This is a genomic window from Agathobaculum sp., from assembly GCF_050946325.1.
Lineage (GTDB): Bacteria > Bacillota > Clostridia > Oscillospirales > Butyricicoccaceae > Agathobaculum.
This window is the reverse complement of the sequence record NZ_JBMNUP010000002.1, coordinates 44,496-68,052: the sequence shown is the minus strand read 5'-3', so window position 1 is coordinate 68,052 and position 23,557 is coordinate 44,496. Positions and strand designations below refer to the sequence as shown.

Annotated in this window: 27 protein-coding genes, 2 tRNA genes and 1 riboswitch; of the genes, 11 read left to right on the top strand and 18 right to left on the bottom strand. The window is 54.5% G+C overall.

What is annotated here, in order from left to right:
* Together ACOYIE_RS00700 and ACOYIE_RS00695 are read right to left on the bottom strand one after the other, a co-directional pair.
* The coding region (locus ACOYIE_RS00700; protein ID WP_433409905.1) for a recombinase family protein at nucleotides 1-583 on the bottom strand (583 nt) is incomplete at its 3' end.
* A gap of 242 nt (nucleotides 584-825) precedes the next feature.
* Complete coding sequence (locus ACOYIE_RS00695) at nucleotides 826-2,463, bottom strand: Na/Pi cotransporter family protein (protein ID WP_433409903.1); 1,638 nt, start codon at nucleotides 2,461-2,463, stop codon at nucleotides 826-828.
* A 239-nt stretch (nucleotides 2,464-2,702) separates the two neighbouring features.
* Between ACOYIE_RS00695 and ACOYIE_RS00690 the strand changes: the two genes are divergently transcribed.
* Together ACOYIE_RS00690 and ACOYIE_RS00685 are read left to right on the top strand one after the other, a co-directional pair.
* Nucleotides 2,703-3,155 carry an NAD(P)-dependent oxidoreductase gene (locus ACOYIE_RS00690; protein WP_433409901.1) on the top strand — a complete coding sequence of 151 codons (453 nt, stop codon included), beginning with the start codon at nucleotides 2,703-2,705 and terminating at the stop codon, nucleotides 3,153-3,155.
* On the top strand, nucleotides 3,152-3,742 hold the full coding sequence (locus tag ACOYIE_RS00685; RefSeq protein ID WP_433409899.1) for a dipicolinate synthase subunit B: 591 nt from the start codon (nucleotides 3,152-3,154) through the stop codon (nucleotides 3,740-3,742). The genes ACOYIE_RS00690 and ACOYIE_RS00685 overlap by 4 nt, the downstream gene beginning before the upstream one ends.
* A gap of 37 nt (nucleotides 3,743-3,779) precedes the next feature.
* Here ACOYIE_RS00685 and ACOYIE_RS00680 read toward each other — a convergent pair whose 3' ends face one another.
* The 3 genes from ACOYIE_RS00680 to ACOYIE_RS00670 form a co-directional block, all read right to left on the bottom strand.
* Nucleotides 3,780-4,538: an N-acetylmuramoyl-L-alanine amidase gene (locus ACOYIE_RS00680; RefSeq protein WP_433409898.1), complete on the bottom strand. Its 759-nt coding sequence runs from the start codon at nucleotides 4,536-4,538 to the stop codon at nucleotides 3,780-3,782.
* 267 nt (nucleotides 4,539-4,805) lie between these two features.
* Nucleotides 4,806-5,078: a cysteine-rich small domain-containing protein gene (locus ACOYIE_RS00675; protein WP_433409897.1), complete on the bottom strand. Its 273-nt coding sequence runs from the start codon at nucleotides 5,076-5,078 to the stop codon at nucleotides 4,806-4,808.
* A 55-nt stretch (nucleotides 5,079-5,133) separates the two neighbouring features.
* Nucleotides 5,134-5,472, bottom strand: coding sequence for a hypothetical protein (locus ACOYIE_RS00670; protein WP_433409896.1), 339 nt, complete (start codon nucleotides 5,470-5,472; stop codon nucleotides 5,134-5,136).
* 887 nt (nucleotides 5,473-6,359) lie between these two features.
* Here ACOYIE_RS00670 and ACOYIE_RS00665 point away from each other — a divergent pair.
* The 5 genes from ACOYIE_RS00665 to ACOYIE_RS00645 all read left to right on the top strand — a co-directional run bounded on the left by ACOYIE_RS00665 (nucleotide 6,360) and on the right by ACOYIE_RS00645 (nucleotide 9,582).
* Nucleotides 6,360-6,785, top strand: coding sequence for a BlaI/MecI/CopY family transcriptional regulator (locus tag ACOYIE_RS00665; RefSeq protein WP_433409894.1), 426 nt, complete (start codon nucleotides 6,360-6,362; stop codon nucleotides 6,783-6,785).
* Between the two features lies 1 nt (nucleotide 6,786).
* Nucleotides 6,787-7,914, top strand: a complete 1,128-nt coding sequence (locus tag ACOYIE_RS00660; RefSeq protein ID WP_433409892.1) for a M56 family metallopeptidase — start codon at nucleotides 6,787-6,789, stop codon at nucleotides 7,912-7,914.
* A 6-nt stretch (nucleotides 7,915-7,920) separates the two neighbouring features.
* On the top strand, nucleotides 7,921-8,133 hold the full coding sequence (locus ACOYIE_RS00655; RefSeq protein WP_433409891.1) for a hypothetical protein: 213 nt from the start codon (nucleotides 7,921-7,923) through the stop codon (nucleotides 8,131-8,133).
* Nucleotides 8,134-8,386: 253 nt separating this feature from the next.
* Nucleotides 8,387-9,043 (top strand): hypothetical protein, encoded by a 657-nt coding sequence (locus ACOYIE_RS00650; RefSeq protein WP_433409889.1) that lies wholly within the window; start codon nucleotides 8,387-8,389, stop codon nucleotides 9,041-9,043.
* A 26-nt stretch (nucleotides 9,044-9,069) separates the two neighbouring features.
* On the top strand, nucleotides 9,070-9,582 hold the full coding sequence (locus tag ACOYIE_RS00645; protein WP_433409888.1) for a hypothetical protein: 513 nt from the start codon (nucleotides 9,070-9,072) through the stop codon (nucleotides 9,580-9,582).
* A gap of 229 nt (nucleotides 9,583-9,811) precedes the next feature.
* Here ACOYIE_RS00645 and ACOYIE_RS00640 read toward each other — a convergent pair whose 3' ends face one another.
* The 4 genes from ACOYIE_RS00640 to ACOYIE_RS00625 form a co-directional block, all read right to left on the bottom strand.
* Nucleotides 9,812-9,961, bottom strand: coding sequence for a hypothetical protein (locus tag ACOYIE_RS00640; RefSeq protein WP_433409886.1), 150 nt, complete (start codon nucleotides 9,959-9,961; stop codon nucleotides 9,812-9,814).
* Between the two features lie 128 nt (nucleotides 9,962-10,089).
* A tRNA-Tyr gene (locus tag ACOYIE_RS00635) sits at nucleotides 10,090-10,174 on the bottom strand.
* Nucleotides 10,175-10,204: 30 nt separating this feature from the next.
* A tRNA-Thr gene (locus ACOYIE_RS00630) sits at nucleotides 10,205-10,280 on the bottom strand.
* 79 nt (nucleotides 10,281-10,359) lie between these two features.
* Nucleotides 10,360-11,043, bottom strand: a complete 684-nt coding sequence (locus tag ACOYIE_RS00625; protein ID WP_433409884.1) for a helix-turn-helix domain-containing protein — start codon at nucleotides 11,041-11,043, stop codon at nucleotides 10,360-10,362.
* A gap of 329 nt (nucleotides 11,044-11,372) precedes the next feature.
* On the opposite strand from ACOYIE_RS00625, the gene ACOYIE_RS00620 reads away from it, so the two are divergent.
* From ACOYIE_RS00620 to ACOYIE_RS00605, 4 genes are read left to right on the top strand one after another with little or no spacing between them, the layout of a single operon-like run.
* Nucleotides 11,373-11,795, top strand: a complete 423-nt coding sequence (locus tag ACOYIE_RS00620; protein WP_433409882.1) for a PaaI family thioesterase — start codon at nucleotides 11,373-11,375, stop codon at nucleotides 11,793-11,795.
* The gene (gene mutY, locus ACOYIE_RS00615) at nucleotides 11,792-12,841 is read left to right on the top strand and encodes an A/G-specific adenine glycosylase (protein ID WP_433409880.1); all 1,050 of its coding nucleotides are present in this window, start codon (nucleotides 11,792-11,794) and stop codon (nucleotides 12,839-12,841) included. The genes ACOYIE_RS00620 and mutY overlap by 4 nt, the downstream gene beginning before the upstream one ends.
* On the top strand, nucleotides 12,838-13,323 hold the full coding sequence (locus ACOYIE_RS00610) for a DNA-deoxyinosine glycosylase (RefSeq protein ID WP_433409878.1): 486 nt from the start codon (nucleotides 12,838-12,840) through the stop codon (nucleotides 13,321-13,323). The genes mutY and ACOYIE_RS00610 overlap by 4 nt, the downstream gene beginning before the upstream one ends.
* 26 nt (nucleotides 13,324-13,349) lie before the next feature.
* A complete protein-coding gene (locus tag ACOYIE_RS00605) occupies nucleotides 13,350-14,714 on the top strand; it encodes an MATE family efflux transporter (protein ID WP_433409876.1) in 1,365 nt (454 codons plus the stop codon).
* 38 nt (nucleotides 14,715-14,752) lie between these two features.
* Here the strand turns inward: ACOYIE_RS00605 and ACOYIE_RS00600 are convergent, their stop codons facing one another.
* The 9 genes from ACOYIE_RS00600 to ACOYIE_RS00560 form a co-directional block, all read right to left on the bottom strand.
* Nucleotides 14,753-15,349, bottom strand: coding sequence for a folate family ECF transporter S component (locus tag ACOYIE_RS00600; protein ID WP_433409875.1), 597 nt, complete (start codon nucleotides 15,347-15,349; stop codon nucleotides 14,753-14,755).
* Nucleotides 15,350-15,416: 67 nt separating this feature from the next.
* Nucleotides 15,417-15,517, bottom strand: a riboswitch (THF riboswitch).
* 27 nt (nucleotides 15,518-15,544) lie between these two features.
* Entirely contained in the window at nucleotides 15,545-16,351 is an 807-nt protein-coding gene (locus ACOYIE_RS00595) for a Cof-type HAD-IIB family hydrolase (RefSeq protein ID WP_433409874.1), read from the bottom strand.
* 19 nt (nucleotides 16,352-16,370) lie between these two features.
* Nucleotides 16,371-18,398 (bottom strand): ferrous iron transport protein B, encoded by a 2,028-nt coding sequence (gene feoB / locus ACOYIE_RS00590; RefSeq protein WP_433409872.1) that lies wholly within the window; start codon nucleotides 18,396-18,398, stop codon nucleotides 16,371-16,373.
* Nucleotides 18,395-18,625 carry a FeoA family protein gene (locus tag ACOYIE_RS00585; RefSeq protein ID WP_433409871.1) on the bottom strand — a complete coding sequence of 77 codons (231 nt, stop codon included), beginning with the start codon at nucleotides 18,623-18,625 and terminating at the stop codon, nucleotides 18,395-18,397. The genes feoB and ACOYIE_RS00585 overlap by 4 nt, the downstream gene beginning before the upstream one ends.
* Nucleotides 18,626-18,913: 288 nt before the next feature.
* Nucleotides 18,914-19,549, bottom strand: coding sequence for a VanZ family protein (locus tag ACOYIE_RS00580; RefSeq protein ID WP_433409869.1), 636 nt, complete (start codon nucleotides 19,547-19,549; stop codon nucleotides 18,914-18,916).
* Between the two features lie 13 nt (nucleotides 19,550-19,562).
* Nucleotides 19,563-20,102, bottom strand: a complete 540-nt coding sequence (locus ACOYIE_RS00575) for a VanZ family protein (protein WP_433409867.1) — start codon at nucleotides 20,100-20,102, stop codon at nucleotides 19,563-19,565.
* A complete protein-coding gene (locus ACOYIE_RS00570; protein ID WP_433409866.1) occupies nucleotides 20,099-22,198 on the bottom strand; it encodes a hypothetical protein in 2,100 nt (699 codons plus the stop codon). Before ACOYIE_RS00570 ends, ACOYIE_RS00575 begins: the two co-directional genes overlap by 4 nt.
* Entirely contained in the window at nucleotides 22,173-23,072 is a 900-nt protein-coding gene (locus tag ACOYIE_RS00565; protein WP_433409864.1) for an ABC transporter ATP-binding protein, read from the bottom strand. Before ACOYIE_RS00565 ends, ACOYIE_RS00570 begins: the two co-directional genes overlap by 26 nt.
* On the bottom strand, nucleotides 23,069-23,440 hold the full coding sequence (locus tag ACOYIE_RS00560; RefSeq protein WP_433409863.1) for a GntR family transcriptional regulator: 372 nt from the start codon (nucleotides 23,438-23,440) through the stop codon (nucleotides 23,069-23,071). Before ACOYIE_RS00560 ends, ACOYIE_RS00565 begins: the two co-directional genes overlap by 4 nt.
* Nucleotides 23,441-23,557 lie beyond the last annotated feature (117 nt).

Below are 23,557 nucleotides of genomic sequence, written 5' to 3'. Positions count from 1 at the left end.
TCCCCCTCCCCTCCTCTAAAAACAGCTGATAGACCTGCCGCACCACCTCGGCCTGCTCTGCACACACAGTCAAAACGCCGCCGTGCAGCCGGTATCCATACAGCGTATCTGCGCCGAACACCACGCCGCGCTCCATGGAGCGGCGCTGTCCCCACTTGACCCGTTCCGAGGTCCGGCGGCTTTCCTCCTGCGCCACGCTCGCCATAATGGTCAGGCGAAACTCTCCCTCCCCTGCCCGCGTATCAATGTTATCATTCAGAAACAGCACGCCCACGCCCCATGCGCTGAGCTGCCGCGTACAGTTCAGGGTATCCACTGTATTGCGTGCAAAACGGGATACTTCTTTGGTTAAAATCAGGTCCAGCGCGCCGTTTTCTGCCGCTGTCATCAGCGCGCAAAACTGCGTCCGTCTGCTGGTTGAAGTACCGCTCACCCCCTCATCTGCCCAGATTCCGGCAAATATCCAGTCAGGCCGCGCTGCAATATAATCGGTAAAAAAACGTTTCTGTGCCGCCAGCGAATGCAGTTGATCGCTCTGATCGGTTGAAACGCGGCAGTAGGCCGCTACCCGCAGTTTTTTCATTTCAGCCGCCAAGCAGGGCGCGGAAAACCGCTTCGCTAATCAGCCCCTGCGCATACAGCGCGCGAATCAGCCCGCGCCTTACCCGTTCTTCCAATGCATTGCTGCACTTCATTGTTATCGCCTCCCCTGCAATCCTATGTGCCGTCCTCCGCACGCAGAACAGGCCTGCCTCTGCCCGATGAAACGAAAAGGCCTGTCCGCCAAAGCGGACAGGCCTTTTTCAGCAGCTGCTTTTTGCTTATTTAACGCTGCTCTGCCTCTACCAGCGAAAACGCGATGTTAATGGCATGGTCGCCCACACGTTCCAGGCCGGAAACCACATCCGAAAAATAGATGCCTGCCTGCGCGCTGCATTTTCCTTCGCTCAGCCGCAGAATATGCTGCGATTGCAGGCTGCGCTCCATCTGATCGATCATATTCTCCAAATCGGAAATCTCCTGCATATGGGTCTTGTCACCCGTCAGGAACATGGTAAGCGATTCATCCAAAATCCGGTTGACCGCCGTCATCATCGTGCGCAATTCATTGACGCTGTCCTCCGACCACTGGATGCCGTCTTCATAAAGTTCGGGCACCAGCTCCACAATGCTCTCCGCATGGTCGCCAATGCGTTCAATATCACTCACCACATGGAAATACGCCGCAATCCGGTTGGCGTCGGCAATCGGCAGCGTATTTTGGTTGATCTTAACCAGATAATCGCTGATTTTTTCATCCAGAAAATCAATATATTTTTCCGTCTCAAACACATGGCGGCAGCCTTCCGCATCGTTTGTTACAAGGCACTCCACCGCCAGGTTCAGATTGTCAAACGCCATATGCGCCATGCGCTCCATCTCCTGCACAGCCACCAGAATGGCAACCGCAGGATTGGGCAGCCGGCTGGCGCCGATATAACGCAGCGTAAACGGTTCTTCTGCCGGCGTTTCGTCTTCGCCCCGCACCAGCGCATAAGTACATTTGACAATCATGTTCATAAACGGATAGAACACCGCCACCTGGAAGACCTTGAACAATACATGCGCCCACGCGATGCTGCGGCCAAGGGAGCCTGCATCCGTTCCGTGCCCGCTGAAAAAGCGAATGATATTCTCAATCTGCACAGGGAACAGCAGAAGAAGAACGAACATCAAAATTGTGCCGTATATATTGAACAGCAGGTGAATCAGCGCGGCGCGCTTGGAATTTTTATTGCCGGACAGCGACGCCAGCACCGCTGAAGTGCAGGCGCCGATATTACATCCCAGAATGACAAACATGCACAAATGCAAATCGACCAGGCCCTGCGCGGCCATCACAACCAGAATACTGACCGTAACGGACGAGCTCTGCACCACGGACGTAATGACCAGCCCAAGCAGCACACCCAGAAAAGGATTGGCAAAAATACCAAGCAGGTCAATGACCTCCGGCATTTCGCGCAGCGCTGCCATCGCCGTTGACATGGTGCTGATGCCAACAAACAGTACGCCAAAGCCCAGCACAATTTCACCCGACTTGCGCACAACCGGCGTTTTGATAAAATTCACCATCACCGCACCGGCAAACACAAAAATAGGCGCAACCGTACTCAGGCGCACCGCAACCAGCAATGCAGTCACAGTTGTGCCGATGTTCGCGCCAAGGATGATGCCGCACGCCTCACTCAATGTCATCAGGCCGGAGTTTACAAAACTGACCACCATCACCGTCGCCGCACTGGACGACTGAATAACCGCTGTAAAAAACAGCCCGACCAGCAGGCCAAGCAGCCGCGTTTTGGTGAACGCTTTCAAAATACCGCGCAGTTTGTTGCCCGCAACCTTTTCAATGCCGCGGCTCATCATGTTCATGCCGGCGATAAAAAGTCCTAAACCGCCCAGCAGTTGTATTGCAATCAAATCATATCCCTCTTTATCCCTTTGTTTTCAGGCATTGCCCTTTTGCCGTCCCACGCACTTCCTGTTTTGACGCAAGCGCAGCATTTCCCCTTTCTGCGCCAAAATATACAATTTCTCCTTCTATTTTACACGGTTTCCTCTGTACACGCAATACGATATTTTACAATTGCGCACCATTCCATAAAAATGTCCGCATCGCCAACAAAATCCCTACTTGCGAGGGTGCCATCCAGCTTGCTATGGAGCAAACGCCCTGCACGCTGCAGGGCGCACGCTGCCTGGTCATCGGGTACGGCCGCATCGGTGCGCTGCTCGCCGGCAAGCTGCGGGCGCTCGGCGCAATGGTGCAGGTGTCGGCCCGCTCGCCGCGCGATTTTGCACGCATCGAAACCGCCGGCTTAACAGCGCTTGATACGCGCAGTCTGGCCGGACAGCTGACCGGTTTTTCCCTGATTTTCAACACCGTTCCTGCCCCTGTACTCGGTGCAGCCGAGCTGGCCGACCTTTCAGACGGGTGCCTGATTATTGATCTCGCTTCCATGCCGGGCGGCATTTCCCCCGATGCCACGGTCCCGTCCGGCTGCCGGATTTTGCATGCGCTGTCCCTGCCCGGGCGCGTCGCGCCGCTGTCTGCCGCACAGGCAATCCACAAAACGGCGCTCTCTATTTTGCAGGAGGAGGGAATTTTATGAATCTGTCCGTCCGCGTCGGTTTCGCTCTGACCGGTTCATTCTGCACTTTTGCCCGCGCAATGAAGGCGGCGGAGGCGCTCGTCAGCCTTGGCTGCGAGGTCACGCCTATCCTGTCGTTTCATGCCGGCTCGCTGGACACCCGCTTTGGCGATGCCGTCGAGTGGCGCAGCAAGCTGCAAACTCTGACCGGCCGCACCCCCATTGACACCATCCAGGCCGCCGAGCCTATCGGCCCCAAGGCAATGTTTGATGTGCTTGTGGTTGCGCCCTGTACCGGCAACACGCTGGCCAAACTGGCACACGGCATAACCGATACGCCGGTTACCATGGCAGTCAAGAGCCATTTGCGCGGAGACCGGCCCGTCGTATTGGCCGTTTCAACCAACGACGCGCTTTCCGGCAGCGCGCCCAACCTCGGTCTGCTGCTCAATCGCCGACACTATTATTTTGTTCCCCTGCGACAGGATGCGCCGCACGCCAAGCCGCGTTCTCTTGTGGCGGATATGGCGCTGCTGCCCGAAACCATTTCTGCAGCGCTTTCAGGAAGTCAGCTCCAACCCCTTTTTCTTTCTCCCTGCGGCGAATAACAAATAAAGCGCCCATCCGGAAGGATGGACGCTTTTCTCATTGGTCGGGCGGCTGGGCTGCCGGCCGCATGGTCGCTGCTTCGATATCTGTATACCGTTTGCTCACCACCAGCATACGCGCCATATCATAGGTCAGGTCCAGGCCCCTGCTTCCCCCAACACCGCGCAGCGCACCACTGTCCACCAGCGCCTGAATTGCCGGCCGCAGATCCGCCGGCAGTTCGTCAACTGTTGCATACCGTTTTTCTGCCGCCGGTGCATCCTGCTGCCATGCAATGCCCAGCGTTTGCAGAACACCCCTGGCATAGGCGGTACCGAGCGCCTGCTGCTGCTCTGGCGTCCGGAATTTCTGATGATCCGCTCCGTCCAGGAAAAAGCCCTCGCACAATACTGCCGGTGCGGTTGTCTTGCGCAGCCAGTAAAACCGCGATGTTTGCTTGACGCCGCGGCTGGTTTGTCCCAGGGCCATCACCTGCCGCTCAATGTTCCGCGCAAGCGCCACCGCACGCGCACTGCCCGGATAGGTATAGGCCTCAAAGCCCGTGCCGCCGCCTGCGTTGCTGTGTACCTCAACCGCGTAATCCGGCTGATAGGCATTGCATTCCGCCACTTCCTGCTGCACCGTATCGTCTTTATCTGTTGTGCGGCTCATGCGTACCGCAACGCCATGCCGCACCAGCACATCGCGCATTGCAAGCGCCACCGCCAGATTAACGTCCTTTTCAACCAGCCCATTGGCCCGTGCGCCCGGGTCTGCGCCGCCATGACCGACCCCGATAAATATCTTGTTCGCCATTTGTTCCTCCCTTTCGCAGGTTAGTCGTTCTGTCTCAGTCTACGCTGTGTGACCTGCTGCGGTTCCGTCCGCGCAGCTGCAAAAAGGTGTTTGAAGCCAACAGAGCTAAACAACATATAGCTTATTCCAAGTTCCGCGCCTGCATATTAGCTGCACATAAGAGGAAACAACCAGACGTAAACCGCCAGTAGGCCTATCCCTCCTGCGCACCAAAAAGCGCTTGCATCAGTGCATAGACAGTGCAAACGCTTTTTTCACTGTTCTATATCACTTCTTTGACGCAGCAAGTTTTTCTGTAATAAGACCATAGTTTGCACGACGGTGCGGCATAATACAGGCAGAACAATCTTTCACACCATTCTCCAGAATAGTCCAGTTCCCTCCACAATTTTTACCCATAGTATATAATGGACAATAGCAAAACAGGCAGTTAAACTCATCAATACGTTCCGTTGCATGGCAGGGAAAATATTCACATTGCGTGTTTTGAAAGAAGGCGTAATGTTTCCCTTCCCATTCTATTTTTTCACATAATTTCATATTTTTCCTACTTTCAAATTTATATTACTTTTCTTCATCGTCCTTTTCGCACTATTTACTTTCTTGGCGAGTATTTTATATCGGAGCAAATGCTTTCAGAACTCTGCGGGTATCCCACAGCCTTTGCCACAATTCTCCATTCCAAAAACTCCTGATTCATGTTGGCCAATAATTTTTCTTTGAGGGAAACTTCCAGCTCCATCCCCCCTGCCCGTTCCGCTTTCTCCAGCGACAGCTGTTTTACCATGCGTCGTGCAAGATTCTGCGCGGACTGCAAATCGCATGCCTGTAATCGTTTCTTTTCCGTATAAATGTAAAAACTATCGTCTGTCCTATTGTAGCGTATCAGGGCCTGCGATGTTTCACACGTTGAAAATGAGCGATACTCGGTCATTCAAACCAAGTATCGCTCATTCTGTTTTGCGAACGATACGGTACAATAAGTTTCGCAAATTGAAACGCAGGCAAAAAAGAGCCATGGCTTGCAGAGCGCCGGCAGAATGACACACCATTCTGAAAGGGCCCTGTAAACCATGCCCGAAACGATTGTACAGCTTAACAAGGAAGCACTCAGGGAGCAAATCAAAGAGTTGTGCAAGGCGGCGTAGAAGAGACTCTCATTGAGATGTACTGGACAGAGGTATCCGTCCGGCGCACGGAGGATATTATTGGGCCGTTTGGGGCAGCAAGGTGCATTTTGCCCGCCCAGCAGCCCAGCAGGATGACATTTTCCGCCTGGGCCGCGAAAGCAGCGTACTAAGCTTCTGAGCAGGTAATAGACGCAGTTCTTCTGTTGGCAGCATCTGTAAGGGAGCCTTGCCGGTCAGTACGGATGCGCATATTCTTTCAGGGCGCTCCTCCCGCCGTCATACCCCAGAACCCACAGCCGCTCCAGCAGCACTGCACCATGAAAGCTACCTTGCTGCATCCAAATATCCAACTTGGCTTTGCAAGGACTCAGCCTGGAGTCTTACGAACGGACAAGGCTTTGGATCAGCCGGTATTGGAGCGTTAACGGCAAAAAAACACCGGTACAGAGCATCACAGCCCTGTACCGGTGTTCGCTTTGTACACGCAATTTTCTTTTGAACGGGTGTAGCAGATGCAATATCATTCGTTAATATTTTTCGACATTTTTATAAGCATTTTTTACAATAAATAGTTTTCAATTTTATGCCTTCTCCCAATTTTTCACAATGCCTATTGACAATCACCTGATATGTGGTTATGCTGTTCCCAAGAAATTCACCTATTAGGTGGACATGCAAGGAGGTGATTTTGATGAGAAAATACAGTCTTTCCAATTCAGAAGAAATCCTGCTGAATACGCTGTGGCAAGAAAACACACCGCTGACCGTGGCACAGCTTGCGGATAAAATCACGGAAGCCGACTGGAGGCCCAATTATGTTGACAAGATTGTAAAGCAGCTTGTCAAAAAAGGGCTTATCAAAGCCGATGGCATCCTGCAGGACAGATTTTACCGGTCGCATCAATTCGTCCCGTGCCTGTCCAAAGATGAATTTCTTGCGAATATGCTGGCAGAACAGGGTGTAAACAATGCACTGTTTGCCCGGATCGCCGTCGCTCTGTTTAAGAAAAATTCCAAGCAGAGTACACCGGAGCAGGACGCAAAACTGATTGCGGAACTGGAAAAGATGGTAGAAGAGTACGAAACACAGATTGAGGAAAAGAGTACGGATAAATGATATGACAATAACTATTTTTTCATTTTTGTCAGCGCTGTTATGGAGCAGTTTGCTGATCGTAGCAATCTACCTGCTGCGGCACACGCGGTTCAAACAGCACTTCGGCGTGCTGTCCATGGTAATGCTATATCTGTTCTGTGCCGTGCGGCTATTCCTGCCAATAGAGCTTCCCTATACGCTCATTGCGGCTGACAGCGTTATTTATCCGCGCATTTACAGTCTGCTCATGCAGGACTTTGCAAACAGGCCGCTGCTTATATTGCTGTGTTTTCTGTGGCTGCTGGGATTTTGTGAATTGCTGTTCCGCTATGTGCGGCAATACCGTAAGGCGATATACAGTGTAACGCATTATGCCGAGCCATGGGACGAGCGAACCACCGCCCTGCTGGAGCAGGTGCAGGGGCAGACCGGACGCAGGATCAAGGTGCATGGCTGCACCGCCAATCATATTGAATCAGCGTTCGGCATAGGGGTGCTGCGCAAGTATATCATGCTGCCGGCCGGAGACTACACCGAAGATGAGTTGCGGTATGTTCTGCTGCATGAGTACACGCATTTTCTCAATCACGACACTGTTGTTAAACTGCTGGTTACACTGTTCTGCATGGTTTTCTGGTGGAATCCTGTGGTTTACCTGCTTCAAAAAGATTTGGAGCAAACACTGGAGATCAAATGCGACCTATCTGTTGCGCGTATGCTGAACGCCAAGGAACGAGCCGCGTATCTGCGAACGATTCTTACCTTAATGAAGCAGCCGCGCAGCGAACGGCATCTGCCCTTTGCAGCAACTGCTCTGTTTCGGTCTGACGCCGACGCCGCGATCCGTGAACGGTTTGAAACAGTCATGACATACACTGCAAAGCCGCACAACCGCGCAGCCAGTGCCGCTTTTGCCAGTGTATTTGCCGTACTGATGATTGCGTCCTATGCAGTTCTGCCGCAGCCGAAGTTTGAAGCACCAAGCAGCACCGAACCGGGTGCGATAGATTTTGACAGCAGCACAGCATATATCAAGCAAGATCATGTGGGGGAATATTGGCTGTGTATTCAAAATGAACAGCCGATTAAATTGACAGAAGAAGATGCTGTTTTTTATCAGCAAACTGGATTAAAAATTATGAAGGAGTGAACGGCCATGAAAAAGCGTCTTCTGTGTGCATTGGGGGCAGCGGCCATTATGGCAACTGCCGTTCCTACTGCATTTGCGGCAGATATTCCGCCAATGGCCATCAGCCAAAGCACCGGCGAAAGCACGATTGCGCCGTGTGCCGATGTGATCGTATACAAGTACCGCATCTACAACGGCAAGCAGCAGTACCGCCGTTGGAATGAAACACGTGGATATTAGGTTGATCCATATTGGATTGACCTTTAAGCGATAAGGAAATGATTAAGGATGATGCCTATGATTGCATTAAAAAATCCACATAAAACCGAAAGGCTGGACACCTCACCGCATTAGCGGTGTACCGGATTCATGTGGATATAGGCAGTATATCGTATTTTATAGGCCGATGCAAGTATGTGTTCGATAAAAATGCAATTCATACTAATCAACCTCATGAACAGCAACTATACGTTTGAAATATGGAGGGATTACGATGAAAAAGTTTATACATTTCTTTGTAGCTATGATGTTCACTTTTACATGTTTTTCAGCCACTACGGCCTTTGCCGCTGATGATCCCACACCACTTACACTTGACGAGCACACAGCCATTTTAATTGAGAATGGTATTCCCCGTTTAATCTCCAATGAGGAAGCGGAACAATTGCTTGCATCAGAAGATACTAAAACTTTTGATGCCTGCGTAACAGACGAAAGTCCGGTTGAATCTGCCCCAGCCAGAGCAAGCGCCTATAGATATGTTGTCGATTCGACATCTACTGGCTATAATTACAGCATGAGAAAAAAGGTAACGCCTGATGTTATGGGGCCTGCTGTACTTAATTACGCAGAATCCTGTACCTTTACGAGAACCTACTCAGCAGGTGTTAGTGCTTCGATTGCGAACGCAGTATCCGTTACCCTTGGAGCCGCTGCATCCAGTACGAATAACACTTCAGTTTCTTATAACTACGACGTACCTGATGGAAAGATCGGATATATTCAATTTACACCGAGGATTAAGACTTCTTTTGGTCGAATTCAAACATTATCAGGTGGTTCTGTAAGCAGCAGTTCTTCACTCACTGTATACGATCCGGTTATTGCCAACTCTTTTTGTGATGGATTGTACCAGCTGATTGTCGATTAAATCAGAGATAAGGCAGGGAGAAATCTATGAAAAGCTGTAAAATGTGGAAACTTGTTTTGGCAATACTTATCTTAAGTAGTACATTGATTGGTTGCGGTAGGCACATTAGCGTAGACAGCCCGCCTTTGCCAGAGTCGAATACTGCAACAGAGAACGATGAGAAGGCTTTCCAGTCTATCCAAGCAGTCCATGAATATCTTTCTGAGTACAATCAAGTTGTGGTCGATTTATCCTTGGACGAATTTTATTGTTTTGTAAGCTATTCTCAACTGGAACCCTGTATCTCGATAGCATCTGTTAAAAAGACTGGTGAACAGTATTATATTGCTAATCAAGCAGGAAAGCTGGGGTTCTCTTACGATAAAGGTAAACCCATACCTGTTGCGGCTTCCTGCTTAATGGACGGATATGAACTCCATTTCGTGTGGTCTCCCGTGGCTCTTGACGAAAATAAGTATAAGACTACTGATATTTCTAATTATCAAGTTGCCCAATTACAGGATTCATATTTTTACTATAATTTGACGAAGAGTAGCTGATTATATCTTCGCTATTCAATACCCGTGCAAAAAGCAATCAGTATTGAAGTTTTTCAGAGCACATATGACGATTTATGTCAGAGGGCTGATCTCCCTCCCTTTTTGAGAACAAACCGTGCGCCCGCCGCTCACAGCCTATGCTGTGAACGGCGGGCGCTTTATCTATGTGCTGAAATGTTGTTAATATCAATCTTGTTTCCTGTAACACACTTTTTTCTTTTTAACCAGCTTATTTCCCGCCGCTGCCAAGCCTGCCGAAGCCGTACAAGTGGCTTTTCCAGTACGGGTTGTAGATATCCGCATAACCGATGGGATCACCGCAGTGCAGCCCATAAAGCAGCATATTGAGGGTCAAATCCATGACCCAAAAATGACCCATTTTACCGGATTTTTCGGGGGCATTTAGGGTGTTATGGAAATAAATATAAAAAACCAAAACAGAGGTTTATCATAACAATATTTTGGTATAAAAGCAAAAAGCACTCAAAATTGAGTGCTTTTTGTAACTGGTGGGAGGTGGTGGATTCGAACCACCGAAGTCATAGACGACAGATTTACAGTCTGTTCCCTTTGGCCACTCGGGAAACCTCCCATATTCTATTGTATCTCTATGCCGAGATGGTGGAGCTGGTGGACGGACTTGAACCCCCGACCTGCTGATTACAAATCAGCTGCTCTACCAACTGAGCTACACCAGCATTTTTCACAGGTTTTGTCTGCCCCTCAGCGACGTTATTTATTTTAACACAATACACCGCAATATGTCAACAGTTTTTTTCATTTATATTGTACTGTCTGCATATTTTTTCCCAGCGTATCGATTGCATCAGAAACCTGCTGCAATACTGTTAAAAATGCGCCGGCCCGTTCCGGATACCGTTTGCTGATTTCATCCGGCGAAAGCATACCGCTGTGCAGTTCTTCCGCCTGAATGCCAAACCCTTCCGCACCGCTTGCCGCAGCGCGAATCCGAAGCTCCTGCTCCTTTATCTGCGCGTCACACAAATATTCAAACTGCTCCCGCGGTGTACGGAACACAGCTTCCACACCATCCGGGTCTGCCATGTACACATAGCGATACGCTTTGTAAATAACGGTCGACAAATATGCGCTCATCTCCCGCGGAAGCTGCCGGCTTCCGGTCTGCTCCGCCAGCTCAAGCAGAAGGGCTGCGGCCTGCGCTACCTGCTGCTGCATCTGCGACGCCTCGCCATGCTGCTCCATCCGTTCGGAAGGGACAGCAGAACCATCCCTTGCCATTGAGCGGCCCAGCAGATAATCGCACGATACGCCATAGTAATCCGCTGCGCGTACCACAAAAGACAAGCCCGGCTCCCGCAGACCATTCTCATAATGGCTGAGGAGGGCCTGTGATACGCCCAGATCGCCCGCCGCTGTGCGCTGGCTTATTTTCTTTTCTTTTCGCAGCAGCGCAAGCGTGCGAGAAAAATCACTTGGCATAACATCATTACCCCGTCATAAACTCATCCCTATTATACTCTGTGTATTACTGTTTGTAAAGTGCTTAAAACTACGTTTTCTTCCTTCTTTTTTCTTTTTCTCTCCTTATTTTTGTCCTTTTTCACCCCATTTTGTTGCAATCTTCTGCCCCTGCAACTATATATTGGGGAATTTCTTCATTCTCTTCATGCTTTCGCCCTATGGGACTGCGCAAAACGGATTTGCATATGCTTGACGGCAGCGCGCCCCATCTATATAATAAATATGTTAAAAAATATCCTGGGTGCGGCTGTTTTTTCCGCACCTTATTTATGAAAAGGAGTTCAAATATGACCATTGAACAGATTCTGAAGTACCGGCAGGACGCCAACGGGCTGAACAAGCTGATGCACATGCATGTTGTCACGCTGGACAAGGACGGCGGCGCAACCGTTGAAGTGGAGTTGACCGACGAACTGCTCAACCCCCTCGGCATGGCGCATGGCGGCACGATCTTTACGCTGTGTGATATTGCTGCCGGTTCAGCCGCCGCTTCCCACGGGCTTGTTGCCGTCACGCTGGACAGCAACATTCACTATTACCGTCCCGGCCACCCCGGCCGTCTGCTGACCGCTACCGCTTATGAACGCAAGCGCGGCCGCGCTACGGCAGTCTATATGGTTGAAGTGTTTGACAATATCGGGCACCACATCGCAGACGCCACCTTCACCATGTTTTATACCGGCCAGACGCTGGACGATATGAAGCATTGAGCGGCGTCGGCAAGGCGCTCTGTACGCCGCTCCTCGAATGGTACGACGATGTGCGCCGTGACCTGCCATGGCGTACCAACCCGACGCCTTACCGCGTCTGGGTGAGCGAAATCATGCTGCAGCAAACACGGGTTGAAGCCGTCCGCGGGTATTTCACCCGCTGGATGGACACGCTTCCCACCATCCGCGCGCTGGCAGAAGCAGAGGAATCCGTTTATCTCAAACTTTGGGAAGGGCTCGGCTATTACAGCCGCGTCCGCAATCTGCACAAGGCGGCCGTCCTGGTCTGTGATGCGTACGGCGGCGCGCTGCCTGCCGATTATGACCGGCTGCTCGCGCTGCCCGGCATCGGCGATTATACCGCCGGCGCCATCGCATCCATTGCGTTCGGTCTGCCTGTTCCCGCAGTAGACGGAAACGTTCTTCGCGTTTCAGCCCGCTTAAATGATGATTTTACCTCAATTTCCGAACCAAAATTCAAAAAGGAAACGCGCAGTCTTTTTTGTGAGTGCATGCCGGCAGACCGCCCTGGGGATTTCAACCAGGCGCTGATGGAACTCGGCGCCACCGTCTGCCTGCCAAACGGCGCGCCGCTGTGCGAAGGCTGCCCTGTGCAGCACCTGTGCATAGGGTTTCATCGCGGGCATGCCGCCCTGCTCCCCATCCGCGCGCCCAAAAAGGCACGGCGGCTGGAGCGCCGCACCGTATTGCTGCCGCGGTATGGCGAGCTGGTAGGGTTGTCCCGCCGGCCGGACAGCGGTTTGCTGGCAGGGCTTTGGGAACTGCCCTCATTGGACGGCAGCCTTTCTCCCGATGCTGTTCGCACCACCCTGGCATCCCGCGGCTGGCAAACCGGTAAACTGCTGTCGCTCCGCCCCGCCAAACATATTTTCACGCATGTCGAATGGCACATGACCGGCTATTATGTCGAGCTTTCCGCTCCGCCGGATGAGCTGACCTTTGTCACGCCGGCCGCGCTGCGCACGGATTACGCGCTGCCCAGCGCGTTCCGCGCTTTTCTGTCCGTTATTGAGGAGGACGCATGAAAACCGAAACCATAACCCACAACATTCCCCCGCTGTATGACGCGCAGTCCCGCGTACTGCTGCTTGGCTCTCTGCCCAGCCCCAAATCGCGCGAGGCAAAGTTTTTCTATGGTCATCCGCAAAACCGGTTCTGGCCCGTGCTGGCCGCCGTGCTGCAGGAAGATTTGCCGCAGACGGTTGCGCAAAAGCGGGACATGTGCCTGCGCCACCACATTGCGCTTTGGGATGTAATCGCCCGCTGCGATATTGCGGGCGCGTCCGACGCCAGCATCCGCAACGCCGTACCCAACGATATCGGCCGCCTGCTGCGCGAAAGCCGGATTGAACGCATCTTTGCCACCGGCGGCAAGGCAGCCGAGCTGTACCGCCGTCTGGTTGAGCCCGTCACGCGCGTTCCTGTCATACAGCTTCCCTCCACCAGTCCGGCCAATGCCGCCTGGACGCTTGACCGTTTAATTTCGGCCTATCGTATGATTCTTTAAACCAGGAAAGAAGGCCCTCTTCTATTATGAAAAAAGATCTGTTCTCCAATGCGGACCTGAAAAAGCTGATCTGGCCGCTTGTTCTGGAGCAGCTTCTTGCCTATACCATCGGCCTGATGGACACCATTATGGTCTCCTCGGTCGGCGAAGCCGCCATGTCCGGCGTTTCGCTGGTTGACATGATAAACCTGCTGTTTATCAACCTTTTCGCCGCGCTCGGCACAGGCGGCGCGGTTGTCGCCGCGCAGCTTCTCGGCTCAAAGGACCGCGAGCGTGCCTGCACTTCTGCCAAGCAGCTTTATTTCGTTGTCACCATCATTTCGCTGGCGGTTTCCTCTCTGCTGATGGTCTTTCGCGCGCCCATTCTCCGTCTGCTTTTCGGCTCCATCGAAGATGCCGTGATGGAAAGCGCGCTGACCTATTTTACCATCAGCATTCTTTCTTTTCCCGCCCTGGCTATCTATAATGCAGGCGCGTCCCTGTTCCGCGCGCAGGGAAACTCGCGCATTTCCATGCTGATTTCCGCACTGATCAACGTTGTCAACGTCAGCGGCAACGCCATCATGATTTACGGCCTGCACAAGGGCGTTGCAGGCGCCGCAATCGCCTCTCTGATTTCCCGCCTGATTGCCGCGGTTGTCATCACCGTTTTGCTGTTCAATCCCGGCCACATCGTCTCGCTCCGGCGCGGCGCGCCGTTTCGCCCCGACCGCGGGCTCATCGGCCGCATTCTCTCGGTCGGCATCCCGAACAGTTTGGAAAACAGCCTGTTTCAGCTTGGCCGTGTGCTGGTTGTCAGCATCATCGCGCAGTTCGGCACCGCGCAGATTGCAGCCAATGCCGTTGCGAACAATCTGGACGGCATCAGTATTCTGCCCGGCCAGGCCATCAATCTGGCGATGATTACAGTCATCGGGCAGTGCGTCGGCGCGGGAGACGCAGAACAGGCCCGCCGCATGGCCAAAAAGCTGACGAAAATCACCTATGCCATCATGGGCTGCACCTGCCTGTTTGTTTTCCTGTTCTGCCCCCTCATTCTGCGCGCCTATACGTTGTCGCCGGAGGCGCGTTCCCTCGCCTCGCTGCTGGTTTACATTCACTGCCTCTGCGCTATCGTGCTTTGGCCCATTTCCTTCACGCTGGCCAACGCGCTGCGCGCGGCAAACGATGTGCGCTATCCCATGATCTGTGCCATCGCTTCCATGGCCATTCTCCGCATTGGCTGCGGCTATGTTCTTGCAGTACAGTTTCAGCTGGGTGCCATCGGCATCTGGATTGCCATGGTTGCAGACTGGATTTGCCGGGCAATCTGCTTTGTCGGCCGCTTCCACGGCACCAAATGGCTGACCTTCGCGCCCGAGCTGCGGCAGGCGCAGCAAACCCAGATATAAACAACACCCCCGAGCCAAAGCTCGGGGGTGTTCTTTTTTCAGGACGCCTGATCCGTTGCAGCGCACTCTCCGTTCTGCGTGCTGGGCAGCATCTTGTAAAAACGCAGCACCATTTTCATTGCAAAATACAAAATCACAACCTCTGCCGGCAAAATCAGCAGGTTTTTCGGAATCCGCAGTGCCAGCAGCGCGCTCATCGCCTTGCCGCCGGTCATGGTCAGCCACAGGGTGTTCATACCGATATTGCAGATCACGTTGATGCACAGCTTGGCGCCAATCGCCCGCCCGACGGACAGCTTGCGCGGATACAGCCACAGTCCCCACAGCAGGCCGCCGACGACCGCCGTCAGCGTAAAACCGGGAAAGTAGGCGCCCATGGTCAGATTGCCGGCGAAATAGCCCAGCACATCGGTACACACACCGGCCATCATGCCCACCACAGGGCCAAACAGCATGCCGATCGCTGCGTTGCACAAAAAGCCAAAACCGATGCGCAGATTGGGCGGCAGCTTGATTTGCAGGCCCATCAGGTCAAGCGCGATGTTGATGGAAATCAGCAGCGCCGTCAGGGCCAGGCAGCGGGTGGATTTGAGCTCTTTCAGGGAGCGGACAAAGATATTGGAGTTTTTGGACATAGAAAAAGACACCTCCTAAAAAATTCATCTGTTGCCACAGCGATTTAGGAAATGCCTAAACAGTTGCAGCAGCGGGATGCGATCACAATACCGCAGGGAAAACGCCCTTTCGTCCGCCGAACAACTCCCCGTCTCAGCGGCACTTTACGCATTGTGGTCTACTCTGCTTTTTCTGGTTCTTATTGTATCATGCTTTTACGGCTTGTCAATACCAAAAACACGCCGAATTGTCCGACACACGCCGTCCTCATCATTGGAAGGCGCAATATATTTGGCTGCTGCTTTCAGCGCGTCATGTCCGTTTTCCATTGCATAGGACTGGCCAACCGATTGCAGAAGCTCCAAATCGTTCAGATAATCGCCAAAGGCCATGCACTCATCGGGCGAAATGCCCATGCTCTGACACAGCGCACCGATGGCGACGCCTTTATTCATGCCCGGGCGCATCAGATCAATCCAGTCTGCGCCGGACAGCGCAACCTGCGAGGTTTTTTCAAACGCGCGAAACACAGGCAGCACCCTGTCCTCCGCATGGCGTGAGCAGAACAGCGCAACTTTACACACCGGCTCATTGCGCGCAACGGCCAGCAAGTCAGGCGTATACCGGCGGCGCGCATAGAAAAACGCCATGTTTTCCAAAAAAACGCCGTCCGTCTTATTTTCGTAAAAGCCGCCGTCCCGACAGGCCAGAATGACGGAAACACCCGCGAGCTCCCGCGCCGTTTGCACCACGCGCACCACCTCGTCCTGCGGCATTGCGTCAAAGGACAGAATTTCCGCGCCGTCGCACACCATCGCGCCGTTTTCGCTGATATAAACCAGCTCTTCTGAAATAGGGGCAAACAGCTCCCACAGGTTGTAATACTGCCGGCCGGACGCCGGCGCAAAACGAACGCCCCGCTGCCTGAGCTGCCCGATCAGGGAAAACAGGCCGGACGGAAAACGCCGCTGGCTGGTCAGCAGCGTGCCGTCCAGATCAGCCGCAATCAACTTGATAGCCACGGTATATTTCCCCCTTCCCCTATAGCAGCATCAGCAGGCTGCCGATCCGGTACACCGCAAGCGCAGCCAGATAGGCCAGCACCGTCTGAAACGCAGCCGCGCCCAGCGCCCAGCGCCAGCCGCCCATCTCCCGCTTGATGGTAGCGAACGCCGACATGCAGGGCATGTACAACAGCGTGAACACCAGGAAAGAATAGCCGGACAGCGGCGTAAAAACCGTGCCCAGCAGGCTGGACAGCAGCGCGCTGTCCCCGCCCGCGCCATACAGCACGCTCATCGTGGAGACAACCGCTTCCTTGGCAACCAGTCCGGTCAACAGCGCTACCGACTGCTCCCAGCCGGAAAATCCCAGCGGCTTGAACACAGGCGCGATAAACGTGCCGATCACGCCGAGAATGCTCTCCGAACTGGTCTGTGCAACCGCCAGCGTGGGCGTGAAGTTTTGCAGCAGCCAGATCACCACGCTCATCAAAAAGATGATCGTACCGGCCTTGGTGATGAAATCCTTGGCCTTCTGCCACATGTTCAGCACCGTGCCCTTGAATGAAGGCATGCGGTATGCAGGCAATTCCAGCACAAATCCCGAAGATACGTCGCGGAACACGGTTTTCTTCAGGATAAAACCGGCGATAATGCCCATGACAATGCCAAGCACATACAGGCTGATGACAACCAGGCCCGCTTTCTCACGGAAAAGCGCGCCCGCCACCAGCGCATACACCGGCAGCTTGGCCCCGCAGGACATGAACGGCGTCAGCATAATGGTCATGCGGCGGTCAGAATCGTTCTCCATCGTGCGGGCAGCCATCACTGCCGGCGTGGTGCAGCCAAAGCCCATCAGCATGGGCACGAACGACTTGCCCGACAGGCCAATGCGGCGCAGCAGCGTATCCATAATAAAGGCCACGCGCGCCAGATAGCCCGTATCCTCCAAAACGGACAGGAAGAAAAACAAAATTACAATCTGCGGCAAAAAGCTGAGCACGCCGCCCACGCCGCCGATCACACCGTCGCACAGCAGGCCTGTCAGCCACGGCTGCGCGCCTGCCGCGGCCAGTGCGCCGCTCACCGCGGGGGACAGCACCTCCTGCAGCAGATATTCCATTCCGTCCCCAAAAAAGCTGCCGATGGGGCCGAAGGTACACCAGAACATCAGAAACATGAATACCGCAAAAATCGGCAGCGCCCACACACGGTTGAGCACAATGCTGTCAATCCGTTCGGTCACGGTCATCTTGCGGACTTTGGGACGTTTATAGGCCGCGCGCACGACCTCCTCAATGTAATCATACAGCGCGTCAGCCAGCACCATTTCATTATCCGTCGAATTGGCGTGGCTGTGCATGCCCTCTGCCAGCGCGTCCAGTTCCTCGCGCATGCCGCGCGGCATATCCCCGCCGTAGCGCGACCACAGCTCCTTATCTCCTTCCAGCAGCTTGGCCGCATAAAACGGCAAACTGCACCCGCGCAGCGGCAGCGGCGCAAGCAGATCGGCCGCACGGCGAATCGCCGCGCCCACGCCATGCAGATAGGTCGGCTGACGCGCGGGCGCACGCATGCCGTGCGCGATCTGGTCGAGCAAATCGTGCATATTCTCGCCCTTTTTAGCTGAAATAGGCACGACCGGAACGCCCAGGCGCTCGGACAGCACCGCACAGTCAATTTCAATCCCCTGCGCGCGCACATCATCCATGAAACCCAGCGCAATCACCATCGGCAGGCCGAGCGAAATCAGCTGCAAGGTCAGGTACAGGTTGCGCTCAATATTGGCCGCGTCCACAATATTCAGAATGCCGTCCAGCTCGTCTGACAGCACAAACTCACGCGCAATGATTTCCTCCTGCGTATACGGCGACAGCGAATAAATGCCCGGCAGGTCGACGATGTCCACGCCGATGCCGTCATGACAGATATGGCCGGTTTTGCGGTCCACCGTCACGCCCGGCCAGTTGCCGACGTGCTGGTTTGCGCCGGTCAGCCGGTTAAACAGCGTGGTCTTGCCGCTGTTGGGGTTGCCAATGATGGCAACCGTTCTGTTTCTGCTCATCCTGCCGCCTCCAGCACAATTTTTTTCGCTTCCTGCCGGCGCAGCGACAGGCTGTACCCCCGCAGACGCACAGCAATCGGGTCCCCAAAGGGCGCAATACGCTCCATCGTGATCGCCACCCCTTTTGTAATCCCCATATCCAGAAAGTGCCGTTTGAGCGCTCCGTCGGCCGTGATACGGTCGACGATGCCGGTCTCTCCCGGGCGCAAATTGTTCAGCGTTTTCATTGTGTTTCCCCCGCTCTTGTTTGCTTAGGCTAACTCATCTTCAATTTTAAAACACCGCGCCCAGCTTGTCAAGCAATGGGGCGCACCTGCCGCAAACAAAAAGCGCCAAAAAAGCGCGGCCGCAGCCGCGCTTTTTTGACAATCTATCTCTCCATCCGGCTCCTTCCATGCGGAAGCAGCATCCAATCAGCAGCCGTGCGGACCGCCGCCGTTTGCGGAACGCCCCACGCATTCCGCACATTTCACACAGTCCGTTTGCTGCGCGTGACCTTGTCACGCTGTTTTCATTCAGCTCCAAAAGCCCAGAATCAGCGCCGTCGCCGCGGCCGCACCGGGCAGCCACGCCGTACCGGCCCCGCCCGAGGCCTTTACCAGCCGTAATTTTTCCAGCAGGCGAAAACCTGCATATCCTATCAGCGTACCCATCCCATTCGTCAGGATATCGTCAATATCCGTTGCGCGGTACAGGGTAAACAACTGCATCAGCTCAATCAGCAGCGACAGCCCCAGCCCCGCCATGCAAATGTTCCGCGCCCGTCCAAACGTTTTGCTGATCCACGGACACAAAAAGCCAAACGGGATAAACAGCAGAACATTCAGCAGCAGGCTCAGGCTGATCCCATCGCGCAGCGGGATCCAGTTCACATTGGGATTGAAAACCGCCTCTCCAAGCCGCAGCAGTCTGCGCCATTCTGCCAACGTGGGCATGCCGATGATATTGGTCAGCGCCACACACAGATAATCATACAGCAGCAGCGACAAAATTGTGGTCTTGATACGGGGAACGCTTTTATCCCTGCGAAATACCCAGAGCAGCAGCGCAGCGATCGGCACAATGCCCCACAGCAGCGCCGGTTTCAGCCACATCAGCTCCCACAAGGATTGCCACAGGCCGAGCTGCGTCACATGCGCATCCGGTACCATACCGCCAGCCTCCTTACAGCCCGCCGAACACCAACAGGTCGGTCACGGTAGCCAGCGCGATCACCGCGCACCAGCAGGCCAGCGGATAGGCCCACTCGCCCCGCCCCTGACGCCGCGGCGCCAGGCGTGGCCATGCCCGCAGCGCAAGCCGCGCCAGTGCAAAGCCGGCCGCCGCGCCTATGGTGTTCAAAATCAGGTCATCCACCGATGTTACGCCGCCCGAGACGAGCTGAATCAGCTCAATACTGACCGACAGACCCAGTCCAAACAGCACCGTGCGCTTTGCGCTGCCGAACCACCGCCAGAACAGCGGCAGCAGCAGCCCCAGCGGCACAAACATCACCACATTGCCTGCCAGATTGGCCAGCGGCCCCAACCCGGGGGACTGCGGGTCGGTCACCACTTTAATCATATCCACAAACGGGATCAGCTCCATTTTGGGCGCGGGCAGCCGCCCGAGCAAAAGCTGCACGAGCGACGGCCCTGTCAGCATCCCCACGCCCATCAGGTAGACGAACAGGAGCAGTACACCGCATACATCGCGTTTTTTCATGCCGCCGCCTCCACGAAGGGACCGTTGGACGACGTTCCCTCTGGACGGTATTTTTCTACCACCGCGGCGGGGTATTTGCCCTGCGGATAGAACAGCTCCCACTGTTCCCCGTCGATCGTCTGCACATATACTTCTTTATTCTCGGCCTGATCCTCCGCAAAGTAGAGACCGCTGATCTCCAGCATACGGCCGTTATCCAGCATATCGCGGGAAACCGCATCCTTCAGCAGCGCTTCCACATCGGCCTTGTCGGTCACTTCCACGGATACCCACTCGCCGTTGTCTTCGTCCAGCTGCTTAAAGTACTCAATATGGGTCGTTTCCAGCATATCCGCCGTCAGCGGCTGCGGGCGCACACCGGTAAACTGTTCGATCAGTGCCAGCGTCTTCACGTCCTGGTCGGTCACATAGGTGTCTCCCTCATAGTTGTGACTGCCGTTCTGTTTTTCGTGGTGCATCGCGATCCGCATGACAACCCTGCTGTCCTCCGCGCGGGTCAGCGATTCTTCCTGCAGCGTCCGCACGATCTGCTCAATCTGCGCGGCGTCCCACAGCTCATACACAGAGCGGTACCCGCTCGCATTCGTGTAAAAATCCAGCCGCGGCGCGCCGTTTTCCGTTTCGCCGGTCTCATACAGGAACAGCGGCCAGCGCTTCTGCTTATATTCTTCCGAACAGTAGATGCTGTCCACCAGGCCGACTACTTCCTCGGTTTCGGGCAATACATAGCGGCGCATCGTTATGCGGCTGCCCCGTTCAAAGATAACAAAGCAGCTTCGGTACGTCATGCCGCCCTCTCCGGTTTCCATATCGGGCTGCTGCGCAATTTCAGCCAGCCGGTACACCGCGTCGATATTCGCCTCGTCGGTCAGCAGCACTGAAGCACGCGAACTGTCCAGATCCACGCCGGTCAGTTCGTCCCGCTCGGGCATCCAGCGGTCATAGCCGAATACGTCAAACTTCATCAGCAGCATGCCGCACACCAGCACCACAAGGATCGCCGCCAAATGCACGGGCTTATGGAACATCGCATGGAAGTCCATCGCATAGATGATTTCCACAATCCAGTGGAACAGCACCGTGCCGATGACCAGCCCCGGCCAGAACCAGAAGCTTCCCGCAATCAGCTCGAACAGCATGCCAAACGCCGCGCCCGCCGTCAGGCACATATATACCTTAACCGGCAGCTTGAGCGGCTCAAAGGCCAGCGCCATGCCGCTCCGCTCGCTCTTGCGGATGCGGAACAGCCGGCAGGCCAGCGCCGTCACCAGCACCGCCGCGATCAGATAGCCCGCCAGCAGCGGCAGCGCGGAAACCTTTTCGCCCGTACCCCAATAGGTCAGCATATTGTGATAGGTCATGCCGTCAATCAGGAAGTAATGCACCACCGGCGAAGCATAGCCCAAACCGTCCATCGCGCCGGTTTCCACAAAGGTATCCAGGAATTTGCCGCACAGTCCGCTGAACAGCAGCCGCACCAGCGCAGGGGACAGATGCACCCACGCAAGCAGCAGCAGGGTGATGACCGTGTTGCCGCACAGCACTGTTGTCAGCACACTGAGCGCATACAGCAGCAGGAACAAAATCACATTGCTGATGACCGCAGCGCCGATCTCGCTCCAGTTCACCGCCGCGCCAAAGCCCATCGCGTAAACGCAGGCCAGCGTGATGCCGTACATCACCAGATAGCCCGTCAGCGTGCAGATCACGCCGGTCGCAAAATTGTTAAAGAACAGTTTTGTGCGCGTCACCGGCAGGCTGTGGTAAAAATCCACCTTCTGGCGGGAGTGCAGATAGGCAAACAGCGCCACGCCGCACGAAACCGCCATCACAATAAAGACAATCTTGATAAAAGGGTTATACCCGCCGATAAGCTCCGCAACCTGTGCCAGGTCGCTCTGCCAAAAGGTCTCCAGCGCCTCGGCGGATACATACGACGTTTCCGTCGCACGTCTCTCCAGCGAGTGCTGCATGGTCATCAGGGTGGGCAGCAGCATGGACAGGAAAAATCCCACGCCGGACAACACAAACGCCCACAGGCTGCGGCGCGTGCTGTCGCGCAGCATTCCCTTAGAAGAGCAGTTTCTTGATGTCATAACCTGCCACCTCCGTTTCATTGATAAAGATCTCCTCCAGCGTCAGCGGGAGCAGTTCGCAAAAGCTCGGTCCCATCGCGTTCACACGGGCCAGCAGCGCCTCGCGGCTGCCGCGTGCGGTCAGCGTATACAGCGAACCGCGCCGGTCCAGATGCATGATGTCGATGCCGTCCCACGCGTTTTCCGGCAGCGGGCTGGTAAAGATACACTGCATCTTGAACATATCCAGCTTCATTTCCTCCAAGTCGCGCGAAAACAGGATGCCGCCGCGGTGCAGCAGGCCGACATGGTCGCAAAAATCCTCCAGCTCGCGCAGGTTGTGCGAAGCGACGACCGGCGTCAGGCCGCGGCTTTCCACATCCTCTGCAAACAGGCTTTTGACCGTTTGCCGCACGACCGGATCGAGGCCGTCGAACGTTTCATCGCAGAACAGGTAATCCGTGCCCGCGCATACGCCGCAGATGACCGACACCTGCTTTTTCATGCCCTTGGAAAACGTGCGGATCTTGCGGTTTTCATCCAAACCGAAGCCGTTCATCAACTTACGGTAGCGTTCTTCGTCAAAATGGCGGTAAAAGCGCTTGTAGTAGTTTTTCATCTCTGCCGGCGTGCTGTTCTGGAAGAAAAACTGTTCATCCGAAATAAAAAAGCAGCGTTCCTTGAGAGACGTATTCTCAAACACGTCCGCGCCGTCAATCTGCACCGCACCTTCATCGGGCAGCAAAATGCCTGCCAGCATCCGCAAAAACGTACTCTTGCCCGCGCCGTTTGAACCGATCAGCCCGTATACCGAGCCATCGCGCACCTCGGCGCACACATGGTCCACCGCCGTGATGCCGCCAAAGCGCTTGGTCGCATTATTCGCCGTGATCATGCTCTGTCCTCTCCTTTCTCTTTCAGCCAGCCCTGCAGCTGTGCTTCGCTTGCGCCAAGCGCCCGCGCCTGACCGGCCAGCACGCCGATTTGTGCGCCGATTTCCTCCAGCCGGCGTGTGCGCAGCGCCCCCGTGTTATCTGAAATAAAGTTCCCCCGTCCTTTTGCGGCGTAGATCACGCCGCGGCGCTCCAGCTCTCCATACGCGCGCTGGATGGTGTTCGGATTGATTGACAGTTCCACCGCAAGCTGCCGCACACTGGGGATCTGGGTATCTGCCGGCAAAGCCCCACGCAGTGCCAGCTCTTCGATCCCGTCCACCACCTGTTCATAAATCGGCCGCGGGTCCCGATAGTCAATTTTTATCACATTGCGCGCCTCCTTTCCTGATATTGTCCTTGTGTCTTATCTGTATTAACAGTCTTAATACACTTAGAATATATCATACGCTTTATCAGATGTCAATGGCTTTTTTACGCGCATTAT

Coding starts and splice junctions, on each gene's coding strand:
- ACOYIE_RS00690 (WP_433409901.1), top strand. CDS start 2,703: ATGGAGCAAACGCCCTGCACGCTGCAGGGCGCACGCTGCCTGGTCATC.
- ACOYIE_RS00685 (WP_433409899.1), top strand. CDS start 3,152: ATGAATCTGTCCGTCCGCGTCGGTTTCGCTCTGACCGGTTCATTCTGC.
- ACOYIE_RS00680 (WP_433409898.1), bottom strand. CDS start 4,538: ATGGCGAACAAGATATTTATCGGGGTCGGTCATGGCGGCGCAGACCCG.
- ACOYIE_RS00675 (WP_433409897.1), bottom strand. CDS start 5,078: ATGAAATTATGTGAAAAAATAGAATGGGAAGGGAAACATTACGCCTTC.
- ACOYIE_RS00670 (WP_433409896.1), bottom strand. CDS start 5,472: ATGACCGAGTATCGCTCATTTTCAACGTGTGAAACATCGCAGGCCCTG.
- ACOYIE_RS00665 (WP_433409894.1), top strand. CDS start 6,360: ATGAGAAAATACAGTCTTTCCAATTCAGAAGAAATCCTGCTGAATACG.
- ACOYIE_RS00660 (WP_433409892.1), top strand. CDS start 6,787: ATGACAATAACTATTTTTTCATTTTTGTCAGCGCTGTTATGGAGCAGT.
- ACOYIE_RS00655 (WP_433409891.1), top strand. CDS start 7,921: ATGAAAAAGCGTCTTCTGTGTGCATTGGGGGCAGCGGCCATTATGGCA.
- ACOYIE_RS00650 (WP_433409889.1), top strand. CDS start 8,387: ATGAAAAAGTTTATACATTTCTTTGTAGCTATGATGTTCACTTTTACA.
- ACOYIE_RS00645 (WP_433409888.1), top strand. CDS start 9,070: ATGAAAAGCTGTAAAATGTGGAAACTTGTTTTGGCAATACTTATCTTA.
- ACOYIE_RS00640 (WP_433409886.1), bottom strand. CDS start 9,961: ATGGGTCATTTTTGGGTCATGGATTTGACCCTCAATATGCTGCTTTAT.
- ACOYIE_RS00625 (WP_433409884.1), bottom strand. CDS start 11,043: ATGCCAAGTGATTTTTCTCGCACGCTTGCGCTGCTGCGAAAAGAAAAG.
- ACOYIE_RS00620 (WP_433409882.1), top strand. CDS start 11,373: ATGACCATTGAACAGATTCTGAAGTACCGGCAGGACGCCAACGGGCTG.
- ACOYIE_RS00610 (WP_433409878.1), top strand. CDS start 12,838: ATGAAAACCGAAACCATAACCCACAACATTCCCCCGCTGTATGACGCG.
- ACOYIE_RS00605 (WP_433409876.1), top strand. CDS start 13,350: ATGAAAAAAGATCTGTTCTCCAATGCGGACCTGAAAAAGCTGATCTGG.
- ACOYIE_RS00600 (WP_433409875.1), bottom strand. CDS start 15,349: ATGTCCAAAAACTCCAATATCTTTGTCCGCTCCCTGAAAGAGCTCAAA.
- feoB (WP_433409872.1), bottom strand. CDS start 18,398: ATGAGCAGAAACAGAACGGTTGCCATCATTGGCAACCCCAACAGCGGC.
- ACOYIE_RS00585 (WP_433409871.1), bottom strand. CDS start 18,625: ATGAAAACGCTGAACAATTTGCGCCCGGGAGAGACCGGCATCGTCGAC.
- ACOYIE_RS00580 (WP_433409869.1), bottom strand. CDS start 19,549: ATGGTACCGGATGCGCATGTGACGCAGCTCGGCCTGTGGCAATCCTTG.
- ACOYIE_RS00575 (WP_433409867.1), bottom strand. CDS start 20,102: ATGAAAAAACGCGATGTATGCGGTGTACTGCTCCTGTTCGTCTACCTG.
- ACOYIE_RS00570 (WP_433409866.1), bottom strand. CDS start 22,198: ATGACATCAAGAAACTGCTCTTCTAAGGGAATGCTGCGCGACAGCACG.
- ACOYIE_RS00565 (WP_433409864.1), bottom strand. CDS start 23,072: ATGATCACGGCGAATAATGCGACCAAGCGCTTTGGCGGCATCACGGCG.